This is a genomic window from Deltaproteobacteria bacterium (genome assembly GCA_016177765.1).
Classification (GTDB): domain Bacteria; phylum UBA10199; class UBA10199; order JACPAL01; family JACOUP01; genus JACOUP01.
Genome location: JACOUP010000008.1, coordinates 1,251,233 through 1,271,992, shown reverse-complemented (window position 1 = coordinate 1,271,992; position 20,760 = coordinate 1,251,233). Strand labels below are relative to the sequence as shown.

Genomic DNA, 20,760 nt, shown 5'->3' with positions numbered 1-20,760 from the left:
TAAAATATGCCTCCTTCAAAAAAATTCAAAAAGAGTGAGTGCCGTTTTTGTAAAACTCCCTTAACGGATACTTTTTGTAACTTGGGGTTGTCCCCACTCTCGAATTCCTATTTGACAAAAGAGCAACTCAATAAAACCGAATCGGTCTACCCGCTTCATACCTATGTCTGCAAAAATTGTCTGCTCGTTCAATTAGAGGAGTTTGAAACCCCGGAGGCGATTTTCAGCGACTATGCCTACTTTTCTTCCTATTCTGAAAGCTGGCTGCAACATGCCAAAAAATACGTTGAATCGATAACAAAACGTTTTGGCCTGAACAATCATTCTCAGGTCATCGAGATTGCCAGCAATGATGGTTATTTACTTCAATATTTCAAACAAAGAAGTATCCCTGTTTTAGGGATTGAGCCGGCCGCGAACATTGCCCGGGTAGCTCAAGAAAAAGGGATTAATACTTGGGTCAAGTTCTTTGGAACTCAAACAGCCCAAGAGCTGACAGTCGACGGGAAACAGGCCGATCTGGTGCTTGGGAATAACGTCCTGGCCCATGTCCCCTCCCTCAACGATTTTGTGGAAGGGGTTCGAATCGTTCTTAAAAAAACAGGTCTCTTTACATTTGAATTCCCCCACCTGCTTCAACTCATCAATCAAAACCAGTTTGATACAATTTATCATGAGCACTTCTCATATTTTTCATTTTTGACGGTCCAGAAAATATTTGCGGCCCACAATCTCGTCTTATTTGATGTCGAAGAGCTACCGACACATGGCGGTTCGCTCCGCATTTACGGAACTCACAAGGAGAATAAAGAGAGACCCCCCACCGAAGGTGTGGCCGCCTTGAGAGCCAAGGAAATAAAGGCGGGGCTTGATCACCTTGAGGCCTACCTCAATTTCGAAAATAAGGTGAAACAGGTCAAAGACAACCTGCTGCTCTTTCTGACCCAGATAAAAAAACAGGGTAAAACGATCGTCGGCTACGGCGCACCTGCCAAGGGGAATACCCTTCTTAATTTTTGTGAGATTAAAACTGATTTTATAGACTACACCGTTGACCGGAGTCCTCACAAGCAGGGACTGTTTTTACCAGGGACCCATATTCCAATTTTTCATCCTGACAAGATTAAAGAAACACACCCTGACTATCTGGTAATTTTGCCGTGGAATCTTAAAGAAGAGATCGTCCAACAACAGTCGCACATCCGTCAATGGGGCGGCCAATTTGTCATCCCGATCCCTCAAGTAGAGATTATTGCGTGAAGTTCATAGAGACCCCTTTAAAAAAAGCCTTTGTGGTCGAGGTAGAACCTGCCTTTGATGACCGTGGTTTTTTTGCCCGATCTTGGTGTCATGAAGAATTTTCAAAACATGGCCTTAACGCAGATCTTGTTCAGTGCAACATTTCCTTTAACCTAAAAAAGGGAGTTCTTCGAGGGATGCATTATCAGGCGAAACCCCATGAGGAGGCAAAGCTTGTACGGTGTACCCAAGGAGGGATTTATGACGTTATCATTGATCTCAGGCCTGAATCATCAACTTATAAAAAGTGGTTCTCGGTTGAATTGACAGGCGAGAATAGAAAAATGCTCTACATCCCTGAAGGATTTTCCCATGGCTTCCAGACACTGACGGATAACGCGGAAGTTTTCTACCAAATGTCGACCCTTCATCACCCTGAATCAGCATGTGGCATTCGTTGGAACGATCCAACCTTTAAAGTTAAATGGCCGACGGTCAATGATTTAATAATATCATCCAAAGACCAAAACTATCCGGATTTCAAATGACAATAAAAAAAGTCCTCTTAACTGGAGCCTCAGGTTTTATTGGAAAACAGGTATTGCCCCTGCTCATTGCCAACAACTATGAGGTCCATGCCGTCGCCTCGTCAACTGTCCCTGCCGACAAATCGGTACAGTGGCACAAGGCCGACCTGCTAAACTGTCATGAAATTCAGGACATAATCAAAACGGTCAGTCCCTCCCATCTCCTTCACCTCGCTTGGTATGCCAAACCGGGCGAGTATTGGACCTCTAGCCTCAACTCCAGTTGGGTGGCGGCAAGCTTGCATCTGCTCTCTTCCTTTATTAAAAATGGAGGTCGGCGGGTGGTGATGGCCGGAACGTGCGCTGAATACGATTGGAACTATGGATCTTGTTCTGAATTGACAACAGCTCGAAAACCAACCTCCCCCTATGGGGTCTGCAAGAACGCCCTGCAAGAGATGCTCCATTCCTGCACGGAGGGAAAAATCAGCAGCGCCTGGGGCAGGATTTTTTTCCTCTACGGCCCACACGAGAACCCTAATCGACTCGTTTCGTCCATGATCAAGACACTCCTTCAAGGAGAACCGGCCCATTGTTCGGATGGCAATCAAATGAGAGATTATCTTTACGTCAAAGATGTCGCTGGCGCCTTTGTCGCTCTCTTGAACAGTGAAGTCAGAGGCCCGGTCAATATCGCTTCGGGGACACCTGTCAGCATAAAAGAAATTGTGAATCAAATAGCACTCAAACTGGATCGATCCAACCTCGTCAAATTTGGCACCCGCCCCTTGTCAAGAAATGAACCTCCTTTATTAACTGCCGACATTGGACGGTTGGCCAATGAGGTCCGATGGAAGCCAAAATACGATCTGGAGAGTGGCTTGTCAGAGACTATTGATTGGTGGCGAACTGCCTCATCATCTAAGAGATAAATAGAGATGGATAAAGTCTATATATTGCTGGTTAACTGGAATGGTTGGGCTGATACCTTAGAGTGTTTGGAAAGTGTCTTCCGGAACACCTACAAGGACTACTGCGTGATTGTATGCGATAATGGGTCCCGCGACGGTTCTTTAGGGCAATTAAAGGCATGGGCTGAGGGTCGACTCGATATCCTCCCTGCCTCACCATCGCTCAAAAGATTTTCATGGCCACCCGTCCCTAAGCCTATTCCCTACATTGAATATAACCGTCAAGAAGCTGAAAAATGTGGGCACTCGGAGGAAGGAATCTCTGCCCGTTTAATCCTCATACAATCCGGAGAAGACTTAGGATTTGCCGGAGGGACAAATATTGAGCTTCGCTACATCCTGGCTCGTAATGACTTCAAACATGTCTGGTTACTTAACAATGATACCGTTATTCACCCGGATGCCCTGCAACACCTCTTAAAAGAAGTGAGTGACTCACCACCAATTGGAATATGCGGCTCAACACTTCTCTATTATCACACCCCGAATGTCATTCAAGCCTTGGGAGGGGCTAGTTTCAACAAGTGGTTCAGCCTTTCCCACCACATAGGAGCCTTTAAAAAATTTCCAGTAAAACTTAAAAAGTTTCGTGTTTTACAAAAAACAGACTACGTCATTGGGGCCTCAATGCTCGTTTCCAGATCTTTTCTCTTAGATGCCGGCCTGATGAACGAGGACTATTTCGCCTATTACGAAGAGCTTGATTGGATGCTCAATGCCAAAAACAAACATGAAATAGGATATGCCCCTGAAAGTCTTGTCTACCACAAGGAAGGGATTTCACTTGGAGGAACAAGGAGGAAGCGAAAAGACAAGAGCTTCCTGTCGGACTACTTCACGGTGAGAAGCCGCTTCATTTTCACTATGAAGTTTTATCCCTACTGCTTGCCCACCGTTTTATTCACGACTTTTGTCAAGCTTTGCGTCTTCGCCTTAAGAAGACAGTGGGATCGTATCCAAATGACTTTGAAACTGACCTTCAAACTTTTCATGGGGGGCCGCCCTTTGAAACATCTTCCCGGCCTCATTGACTAAACCATCATGCTGAAGATTTCTACAAATCAAATCTGCGCGGTTGTTGTATCTTACAACCCTGAAGAATCCATCATCAGCAATGTTGAAGCCCTGCTATTACAACTGAAAAAAGTTATTGTCGTTGATAACAACTCTGGGGAACCCTCTCTCCAGTATCTTAAAGAAATTGAAAAAAAGCCGGGGGTTCATGTCATCTACAATGACAAGAATTTAGGAATCGCTACCGCCTTAAATATCGGCGCGCAGATTGTTATCCGTGAAGGATATCTTTGGTTGGCCACCTTTGACGATGACAGCCTTGTTACAACAGGCTATTTTGAGAGCCTTCTTCGCGCCTGTGAAAGCTACAAGGATAGAGACAAAGTGGCAATTATCTCCCCTATTTATCATGACAAAAGAAGCGGTGTACAATACATCATCGCTAATCAAAAAACTTCGGATGGCTTAAAACCGTACAAAATTGATGTCACAATGACTTCCGGTAATCTTGTAAAGACTTCTCATATTAAAAATATCGGTTTTTATGATGAATCTTTATTCATTGATTATGTAGACTACGACTTCTGCCTGCGAGCTTCAAAACTTGGTTATCAAATCATTCAAACCGGTACGGCAGTTCTTCTTCACAGTCTCGGTCAGCTTAAAAGACACACTCTCTTTGGGAAATCATTTCACACGATGCAGTATAATAAAATGAGAAGATACTACCAAACACGAAATCGCCTTATTTTGATCCGCCGGCACTGGACACACAAGCCAAGCCTTCTTCTAAGAGAAGCAACCCTTTTTATCAAAGATATTATCCGAATAGCATTTTTTGAAGATGACTCTAGGGAGAAAATGGTCTACTTCTCAAGAGGATTCATTGACGGATTAAAAGGTCGAAAGGGAAAGAGATACTCGTAATGCCATCTACAAATCCTCCCTTCCTTTACACAAGAACAAGGAGTCTCCTTGTTCTTGCCATTGTGTTTTTGTGCCTTTTGAGCCTCGTCTTCAGTTTTACCAATTATATTCCCTTAAGCGTCTCTATCTGTACTGCCGTTGTTCTCTTTCCCCTTTTCGCCCTTCATTATCGCACTCATCATAAAATTTTTCTGTATACCCTTCTCTTGACTGCCTATTTTTTTATAAATACTTGCCTTTATTACCCTCAATCTTTTCTCGATTACGATTTTTACAGGCGAGACGGTAATTTTTTCATTACATTTGCCCCTCTTCTAACACTCCCCCTTTTTAAGATTAATTTTGACCTTAAAAGCGCCGTTAAGACTTTTATTATTTGGATCTCGGGAGTTAATCTTCTCTTTACCCTTAAATTTTTGGCGCTTAGGCATTCGGAAGATTACCATTTTCTGTTTTATGCCCATAATGCCGCAGGAGGCTATCTAGGGCTCTTATCTTCTCTTTCAATCGGTTATTACCTTGCCACAAAAAAACGTTTTTATCTGCTTTTAAGCCTTTTAAACCTCTTGAGCCTTTGGCTCACAGGATCGCGAGGAAGCGTAGTAGGGTTTGCTTGCGGGTTACTTGTTTTCTGGTGTTTTCGAAGAAAAATAATCCCAAGGTTTGTCGTCACTTCCATAGTTCTGGCCAAAGTATTAATGATGGTGATGGTATTTTATATGGCAACCTCATTTTTTGCCGTTGGTCACGAGTTTTATGAGCCAGATCCCAATGCCCTGACTCATAGTGGTGAAGGACTCAATTACCTCCAGGATGTCGTGCCAAGGGGGGGAAATATCATCAGCAGGTTTTTCTTCTTATGGCCACGGGCTCTATTTCTGTTTATTAAGTCCCCAATATTTGGCACTGGCTTTGGAAGTTATAATGACTATCCTTATATTTTTCATGGCACCAAATATCTGGCCTACTTTAACACCCCAATGCATCCAGGCATGTATAATGACGGACACGCCCACGAATCGTTTCTCCATATCCTTGCAGAGACAGGCTTAGTGGGCTTCTTTCTCTTCATACTGGTCCTGAAAGCTATGTGGTCTTTTATCAAAAAAATTCCAGATCCTGAAGTTAGTTTTGGTTTACAAATTGCCTTTTGGTTCAATGTTTTCTCCTCTATGACAGAACACCGCTTTTTCACACCCAGTCAGATGATCGCCTTTACCATCATTTTGGGACTCGCCATAGCCGTCTACAGAAAGAAACAGGGGCAGACCCTTCCAGCTCAAGAGAATAATCGTTGAAAGTCATCTTTTTGAATGGGCGTTTTTTGAGCCATCGCGTGACAGGAGTCCAACGCTTTGCCTTAGAAATTGTCAAGGCCTTGGATAGGCTCCTTGACCTCAGCGATACTGACCCCTTGCCTTCCCATGTAATCCTGTTGATTCCCAAGAATGCAAAGTACAAGCCCAGCTTGAAACATATTACCATCAAACAGGTGGGTTTCCTGACAGGTCACTTGTGGGAACAGATCGAACTGCCCCTGTTTTCAAAAAATGGCGTACTGCTCAATCTTTGCAATGCAGCCCCTTTACTCAAAAAGAAACAGATCGTCACCATCCATGATGCCGCCGTTTTTGCCTTTCCCCAGAATTATTCTTTTTTGTACAGAACGTGGCATTCCTTTCTTTTAAAAAGACTTTCTCTAAAAGCAAAATTGTGTACGGTCTCCAAGTTCTCCAGGGATGAACTTGGGGCATTCTGTCCTGTTGAAAAAGAGAAGGTGTCTGTTCTCTATGAAGGTCATGAACACATTTTATCAACACCACCCGATGAGACCGTGTTTCAAAAATTTAATCTTGGGAACGAACTATTTATACTCGTTGTAGGTAGTACAACGTTGATCAAAAACCTTTCCTCCATTATCCAATCTGCAGAATGGTTAGAGCATCGAAGGATTAATATCGTTGCTGTTGGAGATAGAGCTTCAGAAATTTATAAAAAAAGTGGTTTGGAATCAAATCAGATAAGGTATATTGGCTATGTGAGCGATTCGGAGTTAAGGTCTTTGTATTCAAAAGCAGTTTGTCTGCTTTTTCCCTCCTTTTATGAGGGATTCGGTCTGCCTCCTCTCGAGGCGATGGCTTGTGGTTGTCCCGTTATCGCTTCTGACAGGGCTTCTCTCCCTGAAATTTGTGGTGATGCCGTACTTTACTGTGATCCTGATAAACCAAAAGAGATTATAGAGACAATTGAAAAACTCTTGACGGATCCAACATTGCGAGAGAGGCTGTCAAAGAAGGGCCCTGAAAGGGCGAAAAGTTTTACCTGGCAGGCTTCAGCTAAAAGAATCTGGGAAGAACTGTGGACCCTTTAGCATAAGGAAAAAGGAAGTTATGGCTAGCTGTCTGATCATCGGTGGTTCTGGTTATATTGGCACTCATTTGGCCAAACACCTGCTTTCTCATAACAAGTTTTCCCATATTTACATTGCCGATCTGAAACCATCGAGTCTTCAGGGGAATCCATCCATTACTTTTTTTCAACTGGATGTCCGTCAACCGATTCCAAAAGACCTGTTACCTGAGAATCCTGAGTGGATTTTCAATCTCGCCGCAATATGCCGTGAGCCGGGCTACGAAGCACACGAATATTTTGAGACTAATTTGGCAGGAGCCCGTCACGTTTGTGACTATGCGGAGGTCATTGAATGCAATAACATCTTTTTCACAAGTAGCATGGCCATTTACGGACCCACAAAGGGTGCCACAGAAGAAACCGCAGTCCCCTGCCCAGCCACCCCCTATGGGGCCTCAAAACTGGCCGCTGAATTCATCCATGAAGGATGGAAACGAGGCAAAATTGGACGCCGTCTCCTCATTGTACGCCCGGGGGTTATTTACGGGCCTGGGGACGTTGGAAATATCCTGAGAATGATTCGGGCGATTCAAAAGGGTTATTTTGCCATACCTGGCTCGGCCTCAGTTTACAAGTCCTACGGCTATATTTACGGGCTTTTGGAGAGTTTCACTTTCATGATGGAAAAGAAAACAGATTTTGCAAAATACAATTACGTAGAATACCCTTGTGAGCCCATCGGATACATTGTCAAGAAAACAAAAAAATTTCTTGGAAGTAGCGCCCCCGTTTTAACGGTACCGATGTGGGTTCTCGTACCGCTGTCCCACATAGTACAATGCATTCTGGGTTCCAAGAATCCGATTCATCCGGTAAGAGTCAAAAAAGTAGGAACTTCAACACACCTTGTCCCAAAAGTGCTCCTGGATACGGGATTTCGCTTTAACTATAATTATTTAGGCTCACTGGAACATTGGTCACGTATTGCACCCGAGGATTTCAAACTAAAAACATAAATGGAGATCCCTCATTGAAAGTTGCCATCGTGCATGACTGGCTGGCCACATGGGCCGGCGCTGAGAAGGTCCTCGAACAGATCCTGCTTCTTTATCCAGAGGCCGATCTTTTTATGCTTTTTAACTTATTGCCCCCTAATCAAAGAGCTATTCTTGGTGATAGAAAAGTTTTTACTTCCTTTTTCCAAAAAATTCCTTTCACAAGGAAATTTTATCGCTACTACTTGCCCTTGATGCCGTTTGCTGTCGAACAACTCGACCTCACAGCCTATAATCTTGTACTCTCAAGCAGTCATGCCATTGCCAAGAGCGTTATCACAACACCCGATCAGCTTCATATTTCTTATGTCCACTCACCCATGCGCTATGCTTGGGATCTTCAATCTTTGTACCTCAACAAAACAGGTCTGGACCGGGGGCTTCGAGGTTTCTTCACACGACTTCTTCTACATCACATGCGTCTGTGGGATACGCAAACTGCTAATGGGGTTGATCATTTTATTGCCAATTCCTCCTTTATTGCCCGTCGGATCTGGAAGGCCTATCGCCGTGAAACAACTATCATCCCACCCCCGGTTAATGTTGAAGATTTTTCCCTTCAGGAAGAAAAAGAGGATTTCTATCTGACCGCCTCCCGTCTTGTTCCGTACAAAAGAGTTGATCTCATTGTCGAAGCTTTCTCCCAAATGAAAGATAAAAAACTCATTGTGATTGGGGAAGGACCTGAAGAGAAAAAGATCCGGGCAAAGGCCACGGAGAATATCAGTCTTCTGGGGTACCAGGACTTTTCAAGCCTTCGGTCCCATATGCAAAAGGCCAAGGCCTTTATTTTTGCCGCCAAGGAGGATTTTGGCATAGCACCCGTGGAGGCCCAGGCCTGTGGCACTCCTGTCATTGCCTTTGGAGAAGGAGGAGCCGCTGAAACGATTCGTGGGATGGATGATCCCCTCCCGACCGGAATTTTTTTTAAGGAGCAAACCGTCGAGTCACTTCGGACTGCTATTCAACTATTTGAAAACAAATTAAAAAATATCACCCCAAGAAATTGCCGTGAAAACGCCCTAAGATTTTCGGTTGATTATTTTCGGTCTCAATACAAAAAATTTGTTGAAGACAGGTGGGAATTGTTTCATAGTGGCCAGACCTCGTTCAAGAAGCCTTCTTTTGTCGCCTAGGCCATTTTAAAGGGGAAAATGCGTATTTTTTCAAACACTCTTAAACACCATGGTTTTTTGGAGGCCACGGGGCAGTTCTTCTTTGACCCGACCATTAGTATTCTAACTCTTTATTTTTGCGCCCAATATTATAGTCTCACTTTATTTTCAACGGATCTTCTTGTCTTTTTTCTTGTTTTTCTCCTTGTCCTTGCAGTCTTTGGCCGCTTTGATCTTTACCGTTCCTGGCGGGGGGCCCCCCTTTTTAATGAGGCCAAACGGGTTATCGTTGCCTGGTTGTTGGTCCTTTCACTGGTTCTCTTTTTGGGTTACATGACAGGTATTGCCAAGTACCTGGCACGAGACGTTTTCGTCACGTGGGCCTTGATCACACCTCTCGTTCTTATCCTTGGACGTCTGAGTATAAGAATCCCCCTTCGCCATTTCAGGCGAAAAGGGAAGAACCTGCGTCATGTTGTCATTGTGGGAGCTGGGAGGCTTGGATTAAAGCTGTTGCATCATATCAGGAAGGCCCCTGAATCCGGAATGAACGTCGTTGGTTTTTTTGATGATCGATGGTCAAAAGGACTGCAAGAGTTAGACGGGAAACCTGTTCTTGGTTCGCTGGATGACATTTTGGAATTCGTACGTAAAGAAAAACCTGATCGTATCTATATTGCCCTCCCGTTAAGAGCGGAGCAGCGTGTTCAGGAATTGTTGGCACAGTTGCAGGATGTTTCTTCGAGTATTTATTTTGTTCCTGATATTTTTGTCTTTGAACTTCTCCACACCCGCGTGGAAGATCTCAACGGAATCCCCCTCTTTGCCCTTTTTGGAACTCCCTTTAGCGGAATTGACGACTCCCTAAAAAGATGTCTGGATCTTGTTCTATCAAGTTTCATCCTTATTCTGATTGCTCCCCTCCTCCTCGTTGTTACCGTTCTTGTTAAAAAGACCTCAACAGGTCCGGTCCTCTACAAACAAACCCGTTATGGACTTCATGGAGAAGAAATCAAAGTTTTCAAATTCAGGACAATGGTTACTTGTGAAGATGATGCCAGTTTTATTCAAGCAAAAAAATCGGATCCTCGAGTCACGAGGGTGGGAAGTTTCCTGCGTAAGACCTCTATTGATGAATTACCCCAGTTTTTGAATGTACTGAGGGGGGAAATGTCCATTGTGGGTCCGAGACCTCACCCCGTTAAGCTCAACGAACAATACCGTCATCTTGTGCGAGGATATATGCTTCGCCATAAAGTAAAACCTGGCATCACAGGCTGGGCCCAGATCAACGGCTGGCGGGGGGAAACAGAAACTCTGGAGAAAATGAAAAAAAGAGTCGAGTATGATCTTGAATACATCCGCAACTGGTCGCTAGGCCTGGATCTCAAAATTATCCTCCTGACCATCTTCAAAGGATTTAAGGGGCAAAACGCCTACTGATGAAAACCGAAAAAATTAATAAGCCCTGGGGACATGAGTTGATTTGGGCTAAAACCGATCGATATGTCGGTAAGATCCTTTTCATTAACAAAGGGCATCGGCTCTCTTTTCAATATCACGAAAAGAAGGAAGAAACGATCCGACTCAATAAAGGCTTGATGGAATTAGAGGTTGAATCAAAAGGTTCAACCGAGGGTCGTCAAAAAATAATTCTCAAACCGGGAGATACCTTCCATATCCCTCCTTATTGCAAGCATCGAATGAGCGCCTCAGAAGATTGTGAGGTCCTTGAGGTATCGACGCCGGAGTTAGATGACGTGATCCGGCTTGAGGATGACTACAAAAGATCGTAACCCCTCCTCACCTCCCCTTACCCTAAGGGGAGGATTAAGGTTAAAATGACCACCGTTATTATCGGCGCCGGCATTGTCGGCCTACATATCGCACGCGTTCTAAACGAAAAAGGAGATGAAGTTTATGTCCTGGACCAGGAAAAATTCCTCGCGGAGCATACCAGTGGCCGAAATAGTGGTGTGATTCATTCCGGTGTCTTCTACAAAACAGGAAGTTTTAAAGAAAAAGTGTGCATTGAGGGAAACCGATTGACCTATGAGTGGCTCGAAAAACTACGAGTGACCTACCACCCTTGTGGTAAATGGGTCGTCCCGGAAGAGGGGCAGGAGAATGAGCTGGAGCCGTTCTTTGAGAAAATCCGTCAGCTGCCGATCCCTCAACCTCGGCTTTGCTCTGCCGACGAAGTCAAAAAGGAAGAACCGTTTCTCCGCAGGACACGGGCGATACTTGTCCCTTCAACGGGGGTCCTCGATGCCGCCGGCTATGTCAAAGCATTGGCCGTCTACCTTAAAAACAAGGGGGTCGAAATTATTAACCCTTGCAAACTCCTTGAGGTCAAAGATCAATCGCTCCAAACGACGCGGGGAGAGATCCCCTTTGATCTGGCGATCAACAGTGCCGGCCTTTTTGCAGACGAAATTGCGGAGCAGGCAGGACTGAAAGGGTACGAAATCCGCCCCTGCCGCGGTGACTATTATGCCGTGTCAAAAAATCCGGTCAAGAGGCCTGTCTATCACCTCCCTTACAAGGGGGCTCATGGTTTGGGAATCCACCTGACACCAACGATCGATAATCAACTGCTCCTTGGACCGAACGCCTTTTTCATTGAGGGAAAAACCGATTATCAACATAAAACCGCACCGGAGAGTTTTGAAAAGGCGGTCCGCTATTACCTGCCGGAGTGGGACCCCCCTCCCCTGCAACCCGCCTATTCTGGAAACCGTCCAAAGCTTTTCCATTACGGTGAACCATTGACCGAATTCACCATTGTAAAAGAAAAAACCTGGGTCCATTTATTAGGGATTGAATCTCCTGGCTTGACAAGCGCCCCTGCCCTTGCCAATGAGGTTTTGAAACGGCTCTGAATGCTGTGGGAGAGGTGGCCGAGTGGCTGAAGGCGCACGCTTGGAAAGCGTGTTACCCTTTACCGGGTACGTGGGTTCGAATCCCACCCTCTCCGATTGAAAGCGGAACCTCCTTTTGGGGGTTCCGCTTTCACGTTTTTGGGGGATGAGAACCCTTGAGCCGAAGGCGAACGGGTTCGACGCCGAATTCTAAAACTAAAAATCCGATAGGATTTTTAACCCAACGGCGCTTGAGCACCACGCATTTCAATGCCGGTCGTGCGAATAATCCCACCCTCTCCGCACTGTTTTCTTTATTTTGCCCGCCTAGATATTGAACCGTAGTAAAATCCAGGTCGCCAGTCCAAAGTAGCAGAAGGTGCTGAACAGGTCGGTAATGGTGGTGATGAGCGGGCCGGTGGAGGTTGCCGGGTCCATGCCAAACCGCTGCAAAATGAAAGGCTCCAGGGAACCGATGGTCGCGGCAACAGTCATGGAAATCACCAAACCGATCCCCACTACGACCGGGAACAGGTGTCCAAAATCCGCCCCATAAATAACATAGGCCATCGTCCCCAAGACCGTCCCGTACATCAGGCCGACCAAGAGTCCCACCTTTGTCTCCTTCAAGACCGCCCGCTTCCGGTCCTTGTGACTGACCTCTCCCGTGGCCAAGCCACGAACCATGATCGTTGCCGACTGTGACCCGACATTCCCCCCCATCGCGGCAATAAAGGGCATAAAGGTTACTAGGGCGACAATTTTCTGAAGCGTCGGCTCAAAGGCCCGGATCATCCAGGAGACCACCAGCTCCCCAAGGCAGGTCGCCACCAGCCAGGGGAAACGCAAACCAACCGCCCCAAAAACCTTCCGGGACCAGTAATCACTCTTGGCCATACCGGCCATTTTGGCAAAGTCTTCCTCCGTCTCCTGTTCAATAATCTCATAGATCTCACCCACCAGCACCACCCCCAGGATTTTCCCCCCCTCATCAACAACCGGGGCATTGGCCAGTTTGTAATGACTCAACAGTTTTCCGGCCTCTTCCTGATCCATCTGCGGATGCAGCGTCACCGCGGCATGATGGACCAGCTCGGCAATCTTCAGCTCGGCCGGCGCCACAACCAGTTCGTTCAACGGAACCTGTCCCAAAAAGTGATTTTGGGAATCCACAACGTAGAGATTTTCAAAAAAAGAATCGTCCAGATGACGCAGGCGAACCGTGGTCCTGAGTTTGTCAATCACCTGCTTGACGGTCCAGTCCGGTTGAACCAGAAAGACCTGGGTATGCATCCGCCCGCCGGCCGTTTCCGGTGGAAATTTCATCAGCTGTTGAGCGGTTGCCAGAGAATCGTGTTTCATGAGCGAGGCCAGGTGTTTGGTCATCTTCTCCGGCAGTTTGCGGAAGAGTTGGGAAGTCTCGGCGGGATCCAAATCGGCAACAAGGGTCTGGATATCCACATCTTTCAGGTGATTTAAGAGGGCCGTCTGTTCTTCGGACTCCAATTCCTCAAAGAGGACAGTGGCATGCCGGCGTGTCAGGAGTCGAAAGAGGATCGCCTGATCTTCCGGCTTGAACGAGGACCAGCCGTCGGCAAGATCAATCGGGTCCAGGTAGGCCAGCATCCGACGGAGTTCCTGGAACGATTTTTGTTCCAACATCTCCCGAATTGCCGGAAGAAAAAGGGTAACCGCTTTCATAGAATCTTTTTGCTTTAACCTTTTAGAGGGACCTTCGTCAAGGAGAGACAGTCACCGAGACGTCTCTTGGAGAGGGGCTCCCCCCAAAACCGGTGGCAGTCAGGGAATAAGTGGTGCTCTGCGGTGGACTATCTATTTCAAAGGCCTCCAGCTCCTGAGAGTCTTGCACAATCAGACGCCCTTGGGAATCCACAATACGGATATGGACCTGATCCCCTTCCTCCCCTTGAACCTGCCAGGTGAGTGTGACCGATTCACCGCTCCGGATGGTCGCCTGACTGGCCCCATTGATGGTGAAGGATTGAATGACCGGAAGCGGATAAGGATTGACCTGGAGAGGGAGAGTTCGTGTCACCTCCTCCCCCAAGGGACCCCGTGCCAACAACGTATAAATATAATCGCCCTCTTCCAGAAGGGGCCGGATATCCCCTTCCCCAACCACCGGTAGCGGCTGATCTCCCTCAATCGCTTGGTCATGAACCGCAGGGGGGAGACTGTCATTATCCACGGAGATCTCAACAACCCCGCTGTTCTCAGTCTCCCAACAGAGTTGAATAACCTCGTTTTGCCGGATCTCCTTCACCGGATCCCCGCTCGACCAGGGGTGGCAGGTCCCTTCCTCTTTGAAACCAAAGACTGTCACTTGCGGCGACGGAGGGGTTAAGGAAATATACTGCCCCATAATCTTGGAGGAGCGATCGATCGCCAACTGGGCCCAGACGACATAAAATTGACCTTTGCGTTCGGCATACTCCACCACCGGATCGACATTAAGACTGATCCGGTCCTCAGGATCAGAGATTGGGAAAGAAACCGGAGGGGGGGAACTCTCCGGGGTTTGAAGTAATCCTTTGATCGCCTCGTTTTGTCTCGAAACAAGCAGGTGGCGCCGCTCTCCCCCCTGAAGATCACGGCTGAAGCCAATCACCGGGGCACTGTTACGGATCGGTACCTCATCCGAAATCCCCGAGTCTTCATAAAGGATGACAGCAAGATTGGAACCACGCCCTTCGGCATCAACGCCGATTTCGTCCAGTCCTTGACGGGAATCGTCTCTGAACCGATAAACCACCTTGTAGGGGAAAGAATATCCGGTAGAAGAAACGGCATGGTGAACCCTCGCAATCTCCCCCTTCAACAGGGCTTCTCTCAACTGGGTTTCATCGGTCGGGTCATCCGGATCGGCCGCCAGTGTGACACCTACCTTTTGCGGGGAGGCAACAGGATTGGAACTCCCCGGGGCATGAAACCTGAAACTTTCGTCATTGACGGCAAAAGCGACAGACCGGAGATAGCGGTCATCCGTTTGATCACGGTTGATCGTCTCAAAGGCCAGGAGAAATTCAGGATCACTGGGGACCTCTTCCTGTCGACGGGAAAGGACAGGATAAAAATTGGTGAGCCGCGCCGAGGAGGGATCCCGGAAGAGGTACGGCAGGGGGAGCGGGTACAGCCGGTCTCGGTCCCTTACCTGAAGGGGTCTAACCTGAACCCCATAATAGGCGAGTTCTTCTTCCAGTTGCGACCGGCAGGCCTCAAACATCTGCTGGTGTTCCTCCTCATCCTCCCCCTCCACACGGCAGGCGGGGTAATCATTCTCCGTCATCGGGTTGTTGGTGATATAACTGATCAGGAAAAGATTCCGGCCGGTCGCCGGCTCTACTTGGGGGTGTCGGGCGGAGGACCAGGCAACAATCTCTTCCGTCTGTACCTCATGACGCTCCGTCCCTTGAGCAACATGAACCCCCACAAAGTAACGGGAGACAACGATCGGATCAGTGTTGCCGGAGGAATCGGTCCAGACTGGTGAGAGTTCACCGTTCTCTTCGGAATAGGCTTGGGCCTGAATCACGGCAAAACCGTAATCACGGGGGTAATCCGCCACGATCTCCGCCTGCCAGGCAACCATATAATAGCCGCTGGACGGGTTGTAAGACACGGAGGGGAAAAAATTCTCGGGGCAGCGATTGGGGAGTGGGAGCTGGGTATAATCGTAACGCGGGTGTTGAATTCTTTCAAAGAAATTGGAGGGGAGGCATTGCGGGGCGGAACGGCTGATCAGGATCGGGGGCCCGATCGGATCCCCATCCCCGTACCGGAGTTCCCCCTGGATACTTGTCTCGCCGGAAAGCTCCGATTCCTGCCAGACGACAAAAAAATGCCCGGTATCGGTGTTGTAGACAACATCTGGATGTCTCTTGGAAGGGCCGGTGTGAGAAAACTTCAGGACCGGTCCGAATATTGCCACGATGATCCGATAAACCGGCCGTGGCAAGAAGCGGGAAGGAAAAAATTGTTCCTTCCAATGAGGGTACGGAACGGATTGACCGCTGAAGCGGGAAAATGAGGGAGACTTAAACTTTTGAGACCCGTTCTTCTCAGCAAGGGAACAAGAGGCAAAAAACAACAGGAAAATCAGCAGTATCGATTTTGTCCAGGGACCCTGCATTTGGGCCTTTTCTCGGTCTTCTTCACAAAGAGTTGCTAGCTTATTTCCATCCCTGCTCCATCCCGTAGTGGCAGATCGCAAAGTCGTATTTGACCGGATCGGCAGGGTCCAGTTGTCGTAAAAATGAGGTGACCTCACAGGCCATCTTCCAGTGGGGGGTTTTGTAACGGCTCAAACGGTAGCGCCGGGCAAAATTAAAGAGGTGAATATCCAGAGGGATAATCAGTTTGGAAGGAGGAATCCGGCTCCAAAGGCCTAGGTCAATTCCGTCATGAGGCCTCACTATCCAGCGGAGCCACATATTGAGCCTCTTGCAGGCCGACCCATCTTCCGGCGAGGGGAAGAAGTAACGGAATCCCAGTGTCCCTCCCCTCTTCCCAGCCATTTTCTTGATCCGTCGGGAGAACTGGTGAAGGGCAGCTCCGACGTCGTGATCCTGAGGCGAAAACCCCTCCAGAAAAAACGATTCCAAAGAATGGTGTTTTACGAGGATCTCCCTCACGATTTCCAGAAGCAGGAGGATATCCCCGGTCCGGACCCAACGGTGGCCAGTTTGGTGCGATAGAGTGGCGGGAAGCCTCCCCATCAAGGCCTCCTTCGGAGAGGACCCTAACGGATCAATGATCCTCTTAACGGAACCGATAATCGCCTTGGCGTTACCGAAGGCGAGGAGGGCGGTAATGAGAGAGACTACCTCCTGATCTCCCGGTGACCGGTATCGATGAACCAGAGAAACCGGATCAGTCTTGAGGAACTGGCGATCAAACCGGAGCATGATCTCCTCCAGGAGAGTGCCAATCCGGGGGTGAAGCACCCCTGTCCTTCGGTCATTTGACAGTCGCTTTGCCATGGTCTACATTGTAGTTATCCCCTCCCATCAAGGGAGGGGGAAATATTTTGTTTTATGAAACACAACCCTGTCCATACAATCCCATTGAACCTGGAAGAGGAGATCCTCCGTCTGAAAAGGGAGAGGAACGCCGTCCTCCTCGCCCACTTCTACCAGGAATCCGAGATCCAGGACCTGGCCGATTTTGTGGAAGACAGTCTGGGGCTCGCCCGCCGGGCCGAAAAGACAACAGCGGAGGTTATCGTCTTTGCGGGGGTCCATTTTATGGCAGAGACCGCCAAGATCCTCAACCCCTCCAAAAAGGTGGTGATCCCCGACCTCGAAGCCGGTTGTTCGCTTGCGGAGGGCTGTCCCTCCGATCAGTTCGCCCAATTTCGGAAAAATCATCCGGACCATCTTGTTATCTCCTACATCAACTGTACGGCGGCGATCAAGGCACAAAGTGACATTATCTGCACTTCCAGCAACGCGGAAAAGATTGTGCGTCAGATCCCAAAGGAAAGACCGATACTCTTTGCCCCCGACCGGAATTTGGGTCAATACCTGATCAAAAAACTGGAACGCCCGATGCTCCTCTGGAACGGGACCTGTATCGTCCATGAAATCTTTAGCGAACAAAAACTGGTCCAGCTGAAGGTCCGGCATCCCAAGGCCAAGATCATCGCCCACCCGGAGTGTGAAGAGCGGGTGCTCGCGCACGCCGATTTTATCGGGTCAACATCAAAACTCCTCGAATTTGTCCAAAAGGATCCTGCGGAGGAATTCATTGTTGTTACTGAGTCGGGGATTTTGCACTCCATGGAAAAAATGGCGCCGCGCAAGCGGCTGATCCCTGCCCCGCCGGACGGCCACTGCGCCTGCAACGAATGCCCACACATGAAGAAGAATACGCTCGAAAAACTCTACCTTTGTTTGCGTGATTTGAAACCGGAGATTACAATGCCGGAAGAACTCCGCAAGGCCGCCCTGAAACCACTCCAGCGGATGTTTGAGCTGACGGATTCATAGACCCACCATCTCCTTCCACTCCTTTTCAGAAATAATCTTTACCTTTCCCCCTTTGGCCTGAAGTTTTTTGGCCTTCTCTAATTTAGAACCGGCTCCCCCTCCATCACCGACCACCAGATAATCGAGCTCTTGCGTCACGCCGGAGGCGACCCAACCCCCTTTTTCTTCGACCCGTTTTTCGGCCTCGCGTCGTTCCATGGAAAGGAGACTGCCCGTAAAAAGAAATTTCTTGCCGTGAAACGGTTTGCCCCGGTCACCCTCTCCCTGACCCTCTCCCCTCAAGGGAGAGGGGATTCGAACGTGTTTCAATAATTTTTCAATCAACGGCCTTTTTTTCTTCAACCCCGCCACCACCTCTTTGGCAATCACCTCGCCAACGGTGTGGATCGCGGAGAGCTCCTCTTCCGTCACCTTAAAAAGTCTCGTCAAGCCCCCAAACTCTTTTGTCAGAATCTTCGAGGTATGCTTGGCCAGCTCCCGAATCCCGAGCGCCCGGAGAAAAAGATCGAGCGGGAGTTCCCTTTTTGCTTGGATATTCCCGATCAGTTTTGTCGCCAAAACCTCCCCCATCCGTTCAATCTCCAATAATTGCTCTTTGGTGAGCAAATAAAAATCAGCCGGGTCCTGGACAAAACCATTTTCATAAAGTCTTTCAATTAATTTGTCGCCAAACCCCTCAATCTCCGTCACCTGGACAAAATGTTTCAATTCCCCAACCTTCGTCTGACTACAATTTTTGGCGTTGGTACAATGGAGAAAATCGTCTCGGATCTCCGTCGGGGCGCCGCACGAGGGGCATCTCTTCGGGGCCTCCACAACAGAACCGCGGCCAGCCTCAATGACCGATTCCAGATTCGGTATGACACCACCACGCCGGATCATCAAGACCTTCGCCCCGATCCGGACCCCTTTTTGTTTCATGAGGCCATAGTTGTGGAGAGAAACACGGGTTACCGTCGCCCCGGAAAGCTCGACCGGCTCGACAATCCCGACCGGCGTGATTACACCGGTCCGTGCGACACTCCACTCGACATCTTTCAGGACGGTTTTCCCGGAATCCCCCTGGAACTTGTAGGCGATCGCGTAACGGGGGTGATGGGCGGTATTTCCCAGCCTCTTTTGTTCCTCAATCCGGTCCGCCTTAAAGACAACGCCGTCGGTCTCAAAATCGAAACTCCCCCGATGGCCCAGAAAATCGTCGTAGACCTCCTGCCTCTTTTCCCTGGGAACCTTTTTGATTTCGACGACCGGAACAGCGAGTGAACGGAGGGTTTGCATCTTTTCCCATTCGGTTTTAAAGGGAACACCCAAAAGATCGTAGCCAAAAAAAGAGAGTTGATACTCACCGGTTTTTTTTGGATCCTTTTGTTTAATCGCCCCGGCCGCCAGATTTCTGGGATTGGCAAACGAGTCCTTAAAATTTTTGAATACTGAAAGACGCATGTAGATTTCGCCGCGGATCTCCCTCACCCCCAACCCCTCTCCCGCCAGGGGGAGAGGGGAGATCTTCTGCGGGATATCCTGGATCATCCGCGCATTTTCCGTAATCTCCTCCCCCGCCACCCCATCTCCGCGCGTTGCCGCAAGAATCAGTTTCCCTTCCCTGTCATAACGGAGTTCCACCGCACAACCGTCAACTTTGGGAGAGGCAACAACCTCCCCCTCAAATTTATCCATCCAATCGTTTAAGTCCTCCTCACGGTAACACTTGTCCAGCGACAACATCGGAGAGGTATGTCGAACCTCGGCAAACCGGCTGGTACCCGGGGCTGATTCAGACGGGATTTCGCTCAGGAGGGGAGAGTCCGGTCTCAACCTTCTTAATTGTTCAACCAACCGGTCAAATGCGTAATCGGAAATTTCGGGGGACTGTTTTTCAAAATAGAGCCGGTTGTGACGCCGGATCGCCTTTTCCAGGGCCGCCACAGTGATCGCACTCTTTTCCCTTTTACCCATACAATCTTCTTGGGATCCAGAGCTGGGAGGCCTTGTCCAGATAAGGATGGGAATTGATGGTAATGACCCTTTCCCTTTTTGGGCCCCTGGATGAACCGCCCTTGGGTGAACCACCCTTGGGTGGAGACTCCTCAAAGAAAAGGAGTGAAAGAGAGCCGTTATCAATCCGGATCCTCTGGAAGTTGTCGATATCGAGACTGAGGTAATGGGTCAGGATCAGTTTGATGACATCAGCATGGGAGACAGTCACCAGCATTCCCCCTTTGGACCACTTTTTCCTCAAACTTTCGATGAAACCAACGGCCCTTTTCCGGACCGCGATAAGACTCTCCCCCCCGGGAACGCGGCTCCTGGAGGGTTGCGTATGGTAAATCCGATAAGCCGGATCATAGCGGATTTCGGAAAAGGTTCGGCCGACCCACTGTCCATATTCAATCTCTTTGAGGGCCTCCGCCTTTTCCAACCGGATCCTTCTTCCATTCTTGAGGAAGGCCGCTGTCTCACAAGCCCGCTTGAGCGGACTCGTATAGATCCGGTCAATCGCAACTTCCTTAAGAGCAGTCCCCAGGAGCCTTGCCTGACGACGCCCCTCGGCATTCAATCCTACCGGAAGACGCCCCATGATCCTTTGTTGTTTATTCCATTCAGTTTGTCCGTGGCGGACAAGGAGGATTTGAAGCGACATCCCCTATTGTTATTCCACTTTACAGCTTGAAATCAAGGTTGTTTTCTGTC

The 20,760-nt window shown here is 48.4% G+C and carries 18 protein-coding genes and 1 tRNA gene; 14 read left to right on the top strand and 5 right to left on the bottom strand.

Annotated elements, in window-relative coordinates; genetic code table 11:
• The first annotated feature begins 6 nt into the window (after window positions 1–6).
• The 13 genes from HYS22_08670 (at window position 7) to HYS22_08610 (ending at window position 12,177) form a co-directional block, all read left to right on the top strand.
• Entirely contained in the window at window positions 7–1,260 is a 1,254-nt protein-coding gene (locus HYS22_08670; protein MBI1910225.1) for a methyltransferase domain-containing protein, read from the top strand.
• Window positions 1,257–1,787, top strand: a complete 531-nt coding sequence (gene rfbC, locus HYS22_08665) for a dTDP-4-dehydrorhamnose 3,5-epimerase (GenBank protein MBI1910224.1) — start codon at window positions 1,257–1,259, stop codon at window positions 1,785–1,787. Before HYS22_08670 ends, rfbC begins: the two co-directional genes overlap by 4 nt.
• A gap of 2 nt (window positions 1,788–1,789) precedes the next feature.
• The gene (locus HYS22_08660) at window positions 1,790–2,698 is read left to right on the top strand and encodes an NAD(P)-dependent oxidoreductase (protein ID MBI1910223.1); all 909 of its coding nucleotides are present in this window, start codon (window positions 1,790–1,792) and stop codon (window positions 2,696–2,698) included.
• A gap of 6 nt (window positions 2,699–2,704) precedes the next feature.
• The gene (locus HYS22_08655; protein ID MBI1910222.1) at window positions 2,705–3,772 is read left to right on the top strand and encodes a glycosyltransferase family 2 protein; all 1,068 of its coding nucleotides are present in this window, start codon (window positions 2,705–2,707) and stop codon (window positions 3,770–3,772) included.
• Window positions 3,773–3,778: 6 nt separating this feature from the next.
• Window positions 3,779–4,678 carry a glycosyltransferase family 2 protein gene (locus HYS22_08650; GenBank protein ID MBI1910221.1) on the top strand — a complete coding sequence of 300 codons (900 nt, stop codon included), beginning with the start codon at window positions 3,779–3,781 and terminating at the stop codon, window positions 4,676–4,678.
• Window positions 4,679–4,755: 77 nt separating this feature from the next.
• The gene (locus HYS22_08645) at window positions 4,756–5,976 is read left to right on the top strand and encodes an O-antigen ligase family protein (GenBank protein ID MBI1910220.1); all 1,221 of its coding nucleotides are present in this window, start codon (window positions 4,756–4,758) and stop codon (window positions 5,974–5,976) included.
• Window positions 5,973–7,049, top strand: coding sequence for a glycosyltransferase family 4 protein (locus HYS22_08640; protein ID MBI1910219.1), 1,077 nt, complete (start codon window positions 5,973–5,975; stop codon window positions 7,047–7,049). The genes HYS22_08645 and HYS22_08640 overlap by 4 nt, the downstream gene beginning before the upstream one ends.
• 19 nt (window positions 7,050–7,068) lie before the next feature.
• Entirely contained in the window at window positions 7,069–8,046 is a 978-nt protein-coding gene (locus HYS22_08635; GenBank protein MBI1910218.1) for an NAD(P)-dependent oxidoreductase, read from the top strand.
• A 14-nt stretch (window positions 8,047–8,060) separates the two neighbouring features.
• Entirely contained in the window at window positions 8,061–9,221 is a 1,161-nt protein-coding gene (locus tag HYS22_08630) for a glycosyltransferase family 4 protein (protein MBI1910217.1), read from the top strand.
• Between the two features lie 18 nt (window positions 9,222–9,239).
• Entirely contained in the window at window positions 9,240–10,643 is a 1,404-nt protein-coding gene (locus HYS22_08625) for an undecaprenyl-phosphate glucose phosphotransferase (GenBank protein MBI1910216.1), read from the top strand.
• Window positions 10,640–10,996, top strand: coding sequence for a cupin domain-containing protein (locus HYS22_08620; protein ID MBI1910215.1), 357 nt, complete (start codon window positions 10,640–10,642; stop codon window positions 10,994–10,996). Before HYS22_08625 ends, HYS22_08620 begins: the two co-directional genes overlap by 4 nt.
• 45 nt (window positions 10,997–11,041) lie before the next feature.
• On the top strand, window positions 11,042–12,082 hold the full coding sequence (locus HYS22_08615; GenBank protein ID MBI1910214.1) for an NAD(P)/FAD-dependent oxidoreductase: 1,041 nt from the start codon (window positions 11,042–11,044) through the stop codon (window positions 12,080–12,082).
• A gap of 8 nt (window positions 12,083–12,090) precedes the next feature.
• A tRNA-Ser gene (locus tag HYS22_08610) sits at window positions 12,091–12,177 on the top strand.
• Between the two features lie 211 nt (window positions 12,178–12,388).
• Here HYS22_08610 and mgtE read toward each other — a convergent pair.
• From mgtE to HYS22_08595, 3 genes are all read right to left on the bottom strand, one after another.
• The gene (gene mgtE / locus HYS22_08605) at window positions 12,389–13,762 is read right to left on the bottom strand and encodes a magnesium transporter (GenBank protein ID MBI1910213.1); all 1,374 of its coding nucleotides are present in this window, start codon (window positions 13,760–13,762) and stop codon (window positions 12,389–12,391) included.
• 37 nt (window positions 13,763–13,799) lie between these two features.
• Complete coding sequence (locus HYS22_08600; protein ID MBI1910212.1) at window positions 13,800–16,010, bottom strand: hypothetical protein; 2,211 nt, start codon at window positions 16,008–16,010, stop codon at window positions 13,800–13,802.
• A 241-nt stretch (window positions 16,011–16,251) separates the two neighbouring features.
• Window positions 16,252–17,061 carry a TIGR02757 family protein gene (locus HYS22_08595; protein MBI1910211.1) on the bottom strand — a complete coding sequence of 270 codons (810 nt, stop codon included), beginning with the start codon at window positions 17,059–17,061 and terminating at the stop codon, window positions 16,252–16,254.
• Window positions 17,062–17,115: 54 nt separating this feature from the next.
• Between HYS22_08595 and nadA the strand changes: the two genes are divergently transcribed.
• Entirely contained in the window at window positions 17,116–18,069 is a 954-nt protein-coding gene (gene nadA / locus HYS22_08590; GenBank protein ID MBI1910210.1) for a quinolinate synthase NadA, read from the top strand.
• Here nadA and ligA read toward each other — a convergent pair.
• Window positions 18,064–20,025 carry an NAD-dependent DNA ligase LigA gene (ligA, locus tag HYS22_08585; GenBank protein MBI1910209.1) on the bottom strand — a complete coding sequence of 654 codons (1,962 nt, stop codon included), beginning with the start codon at window positions 20,023–20,025 and terminating at the stop codon, window positions 18,064–18,066. The genes nadA and ligA overlap by 6 nt on opposite strands.
• The gene (locus HYS22_08580; protein ID MBI1910208.1) at window positions 20,018–20,710 is read right to left on the bottom strand and encodes a histidine phosphatase family protein; all 693 of its coding nucleotides are present in this window, start codon (window positions 20,708–20,710) and stop codon (window positions 20,018–20,020) included. Before HYS22_08580 ends, ligA begins: the two co-directional genes overlap by 8 nt.
• Window positions 20,711–20,760: the final 50 nt, after the last annotated feature.

What these genes read in the sequence shown, in the direction of transcription:
- HYS22_08670 (MBI1910225.1), top strand. Translation starts at nt 7, where the DNA reads ATGCCTCCTTCAAAAAAATTCAAAAAGAGTGAGTGCCGTTTTTGTAAA.
- HYS22_08655 (MBI1910222.1), top strand. Translation starts at nt 2,705, where the DNA reads ATGGATAAAGTCTATATATTGCTGGTTAACTGGAATGGTTGGGCTGAT.
- HYS22_08650 (MBI1910221.1), top strand. Translation starts at nt 3,779, where the DNA reads ATGCTGAAGATTTCTACAAATCAAATCTGCGCGGTTGTTGTATCTTAC.
- HYS22_08635 (MBI1910218.1), top strand. Translation starts at nt 7,069, where the DNA reads ATGGCTAGCTGTCTGATCATCGGTGGTTCTGGTTATATTGGCACTCAT.
- HYS22_08625 (MBI1910216.1), top strand. Translation starts at nt 9,240, where the DNA reads ATGCGTATTTTTTCAAACACTCTTAAACACCATGGTTTTTTGGAGGCC.
- HYS22_08615 (MBI1910214.1), top strand. Translation starts at nt 11,042, where the DNA reads ATGACCACCGTTATTATCGGCGCCGGCATTGTCGGCCTACATATCGCA.
- mgtE (MBI1910213.1), bottom strand. Translation starts at nt 13,762, where the DNA reads ATGAAAGCGGTTACCCTTTTTCTTCCGGCAATTCGGGAGATGTTGGAA.
- HYS22_08595 (MBI1910211.1), bottom strand. Translation starts at nt 17,061, where the DNA reads ATGGCAAAGCGACTGTCAAATGACCGAAGGACAGGGGTGCTTCACCCC.
- nadA (MBI1910210.1), top strand. Translation starts at nt 17,116, where the DNA reads ATGAAACACAACCCTGTCCATACAATCCCATTGAACCTGGAAGAGGAG.
- ligA (MBI1910209.1), bottom strand. Translation starts at nt 20,025, where the DNA reads ATGGGTAAAAGGGAAAAGAGTGCGATCACTGTGGCGGCCCTGGAAAAG.
- HYS22_08580 (MBI1910208.1), bottom strand. Translation starts at nt 20,710, where the DNA reads ATGTCGCTTCAAATCCTCCTTGTCCGCCACGGACAAACTGAATGGAAT.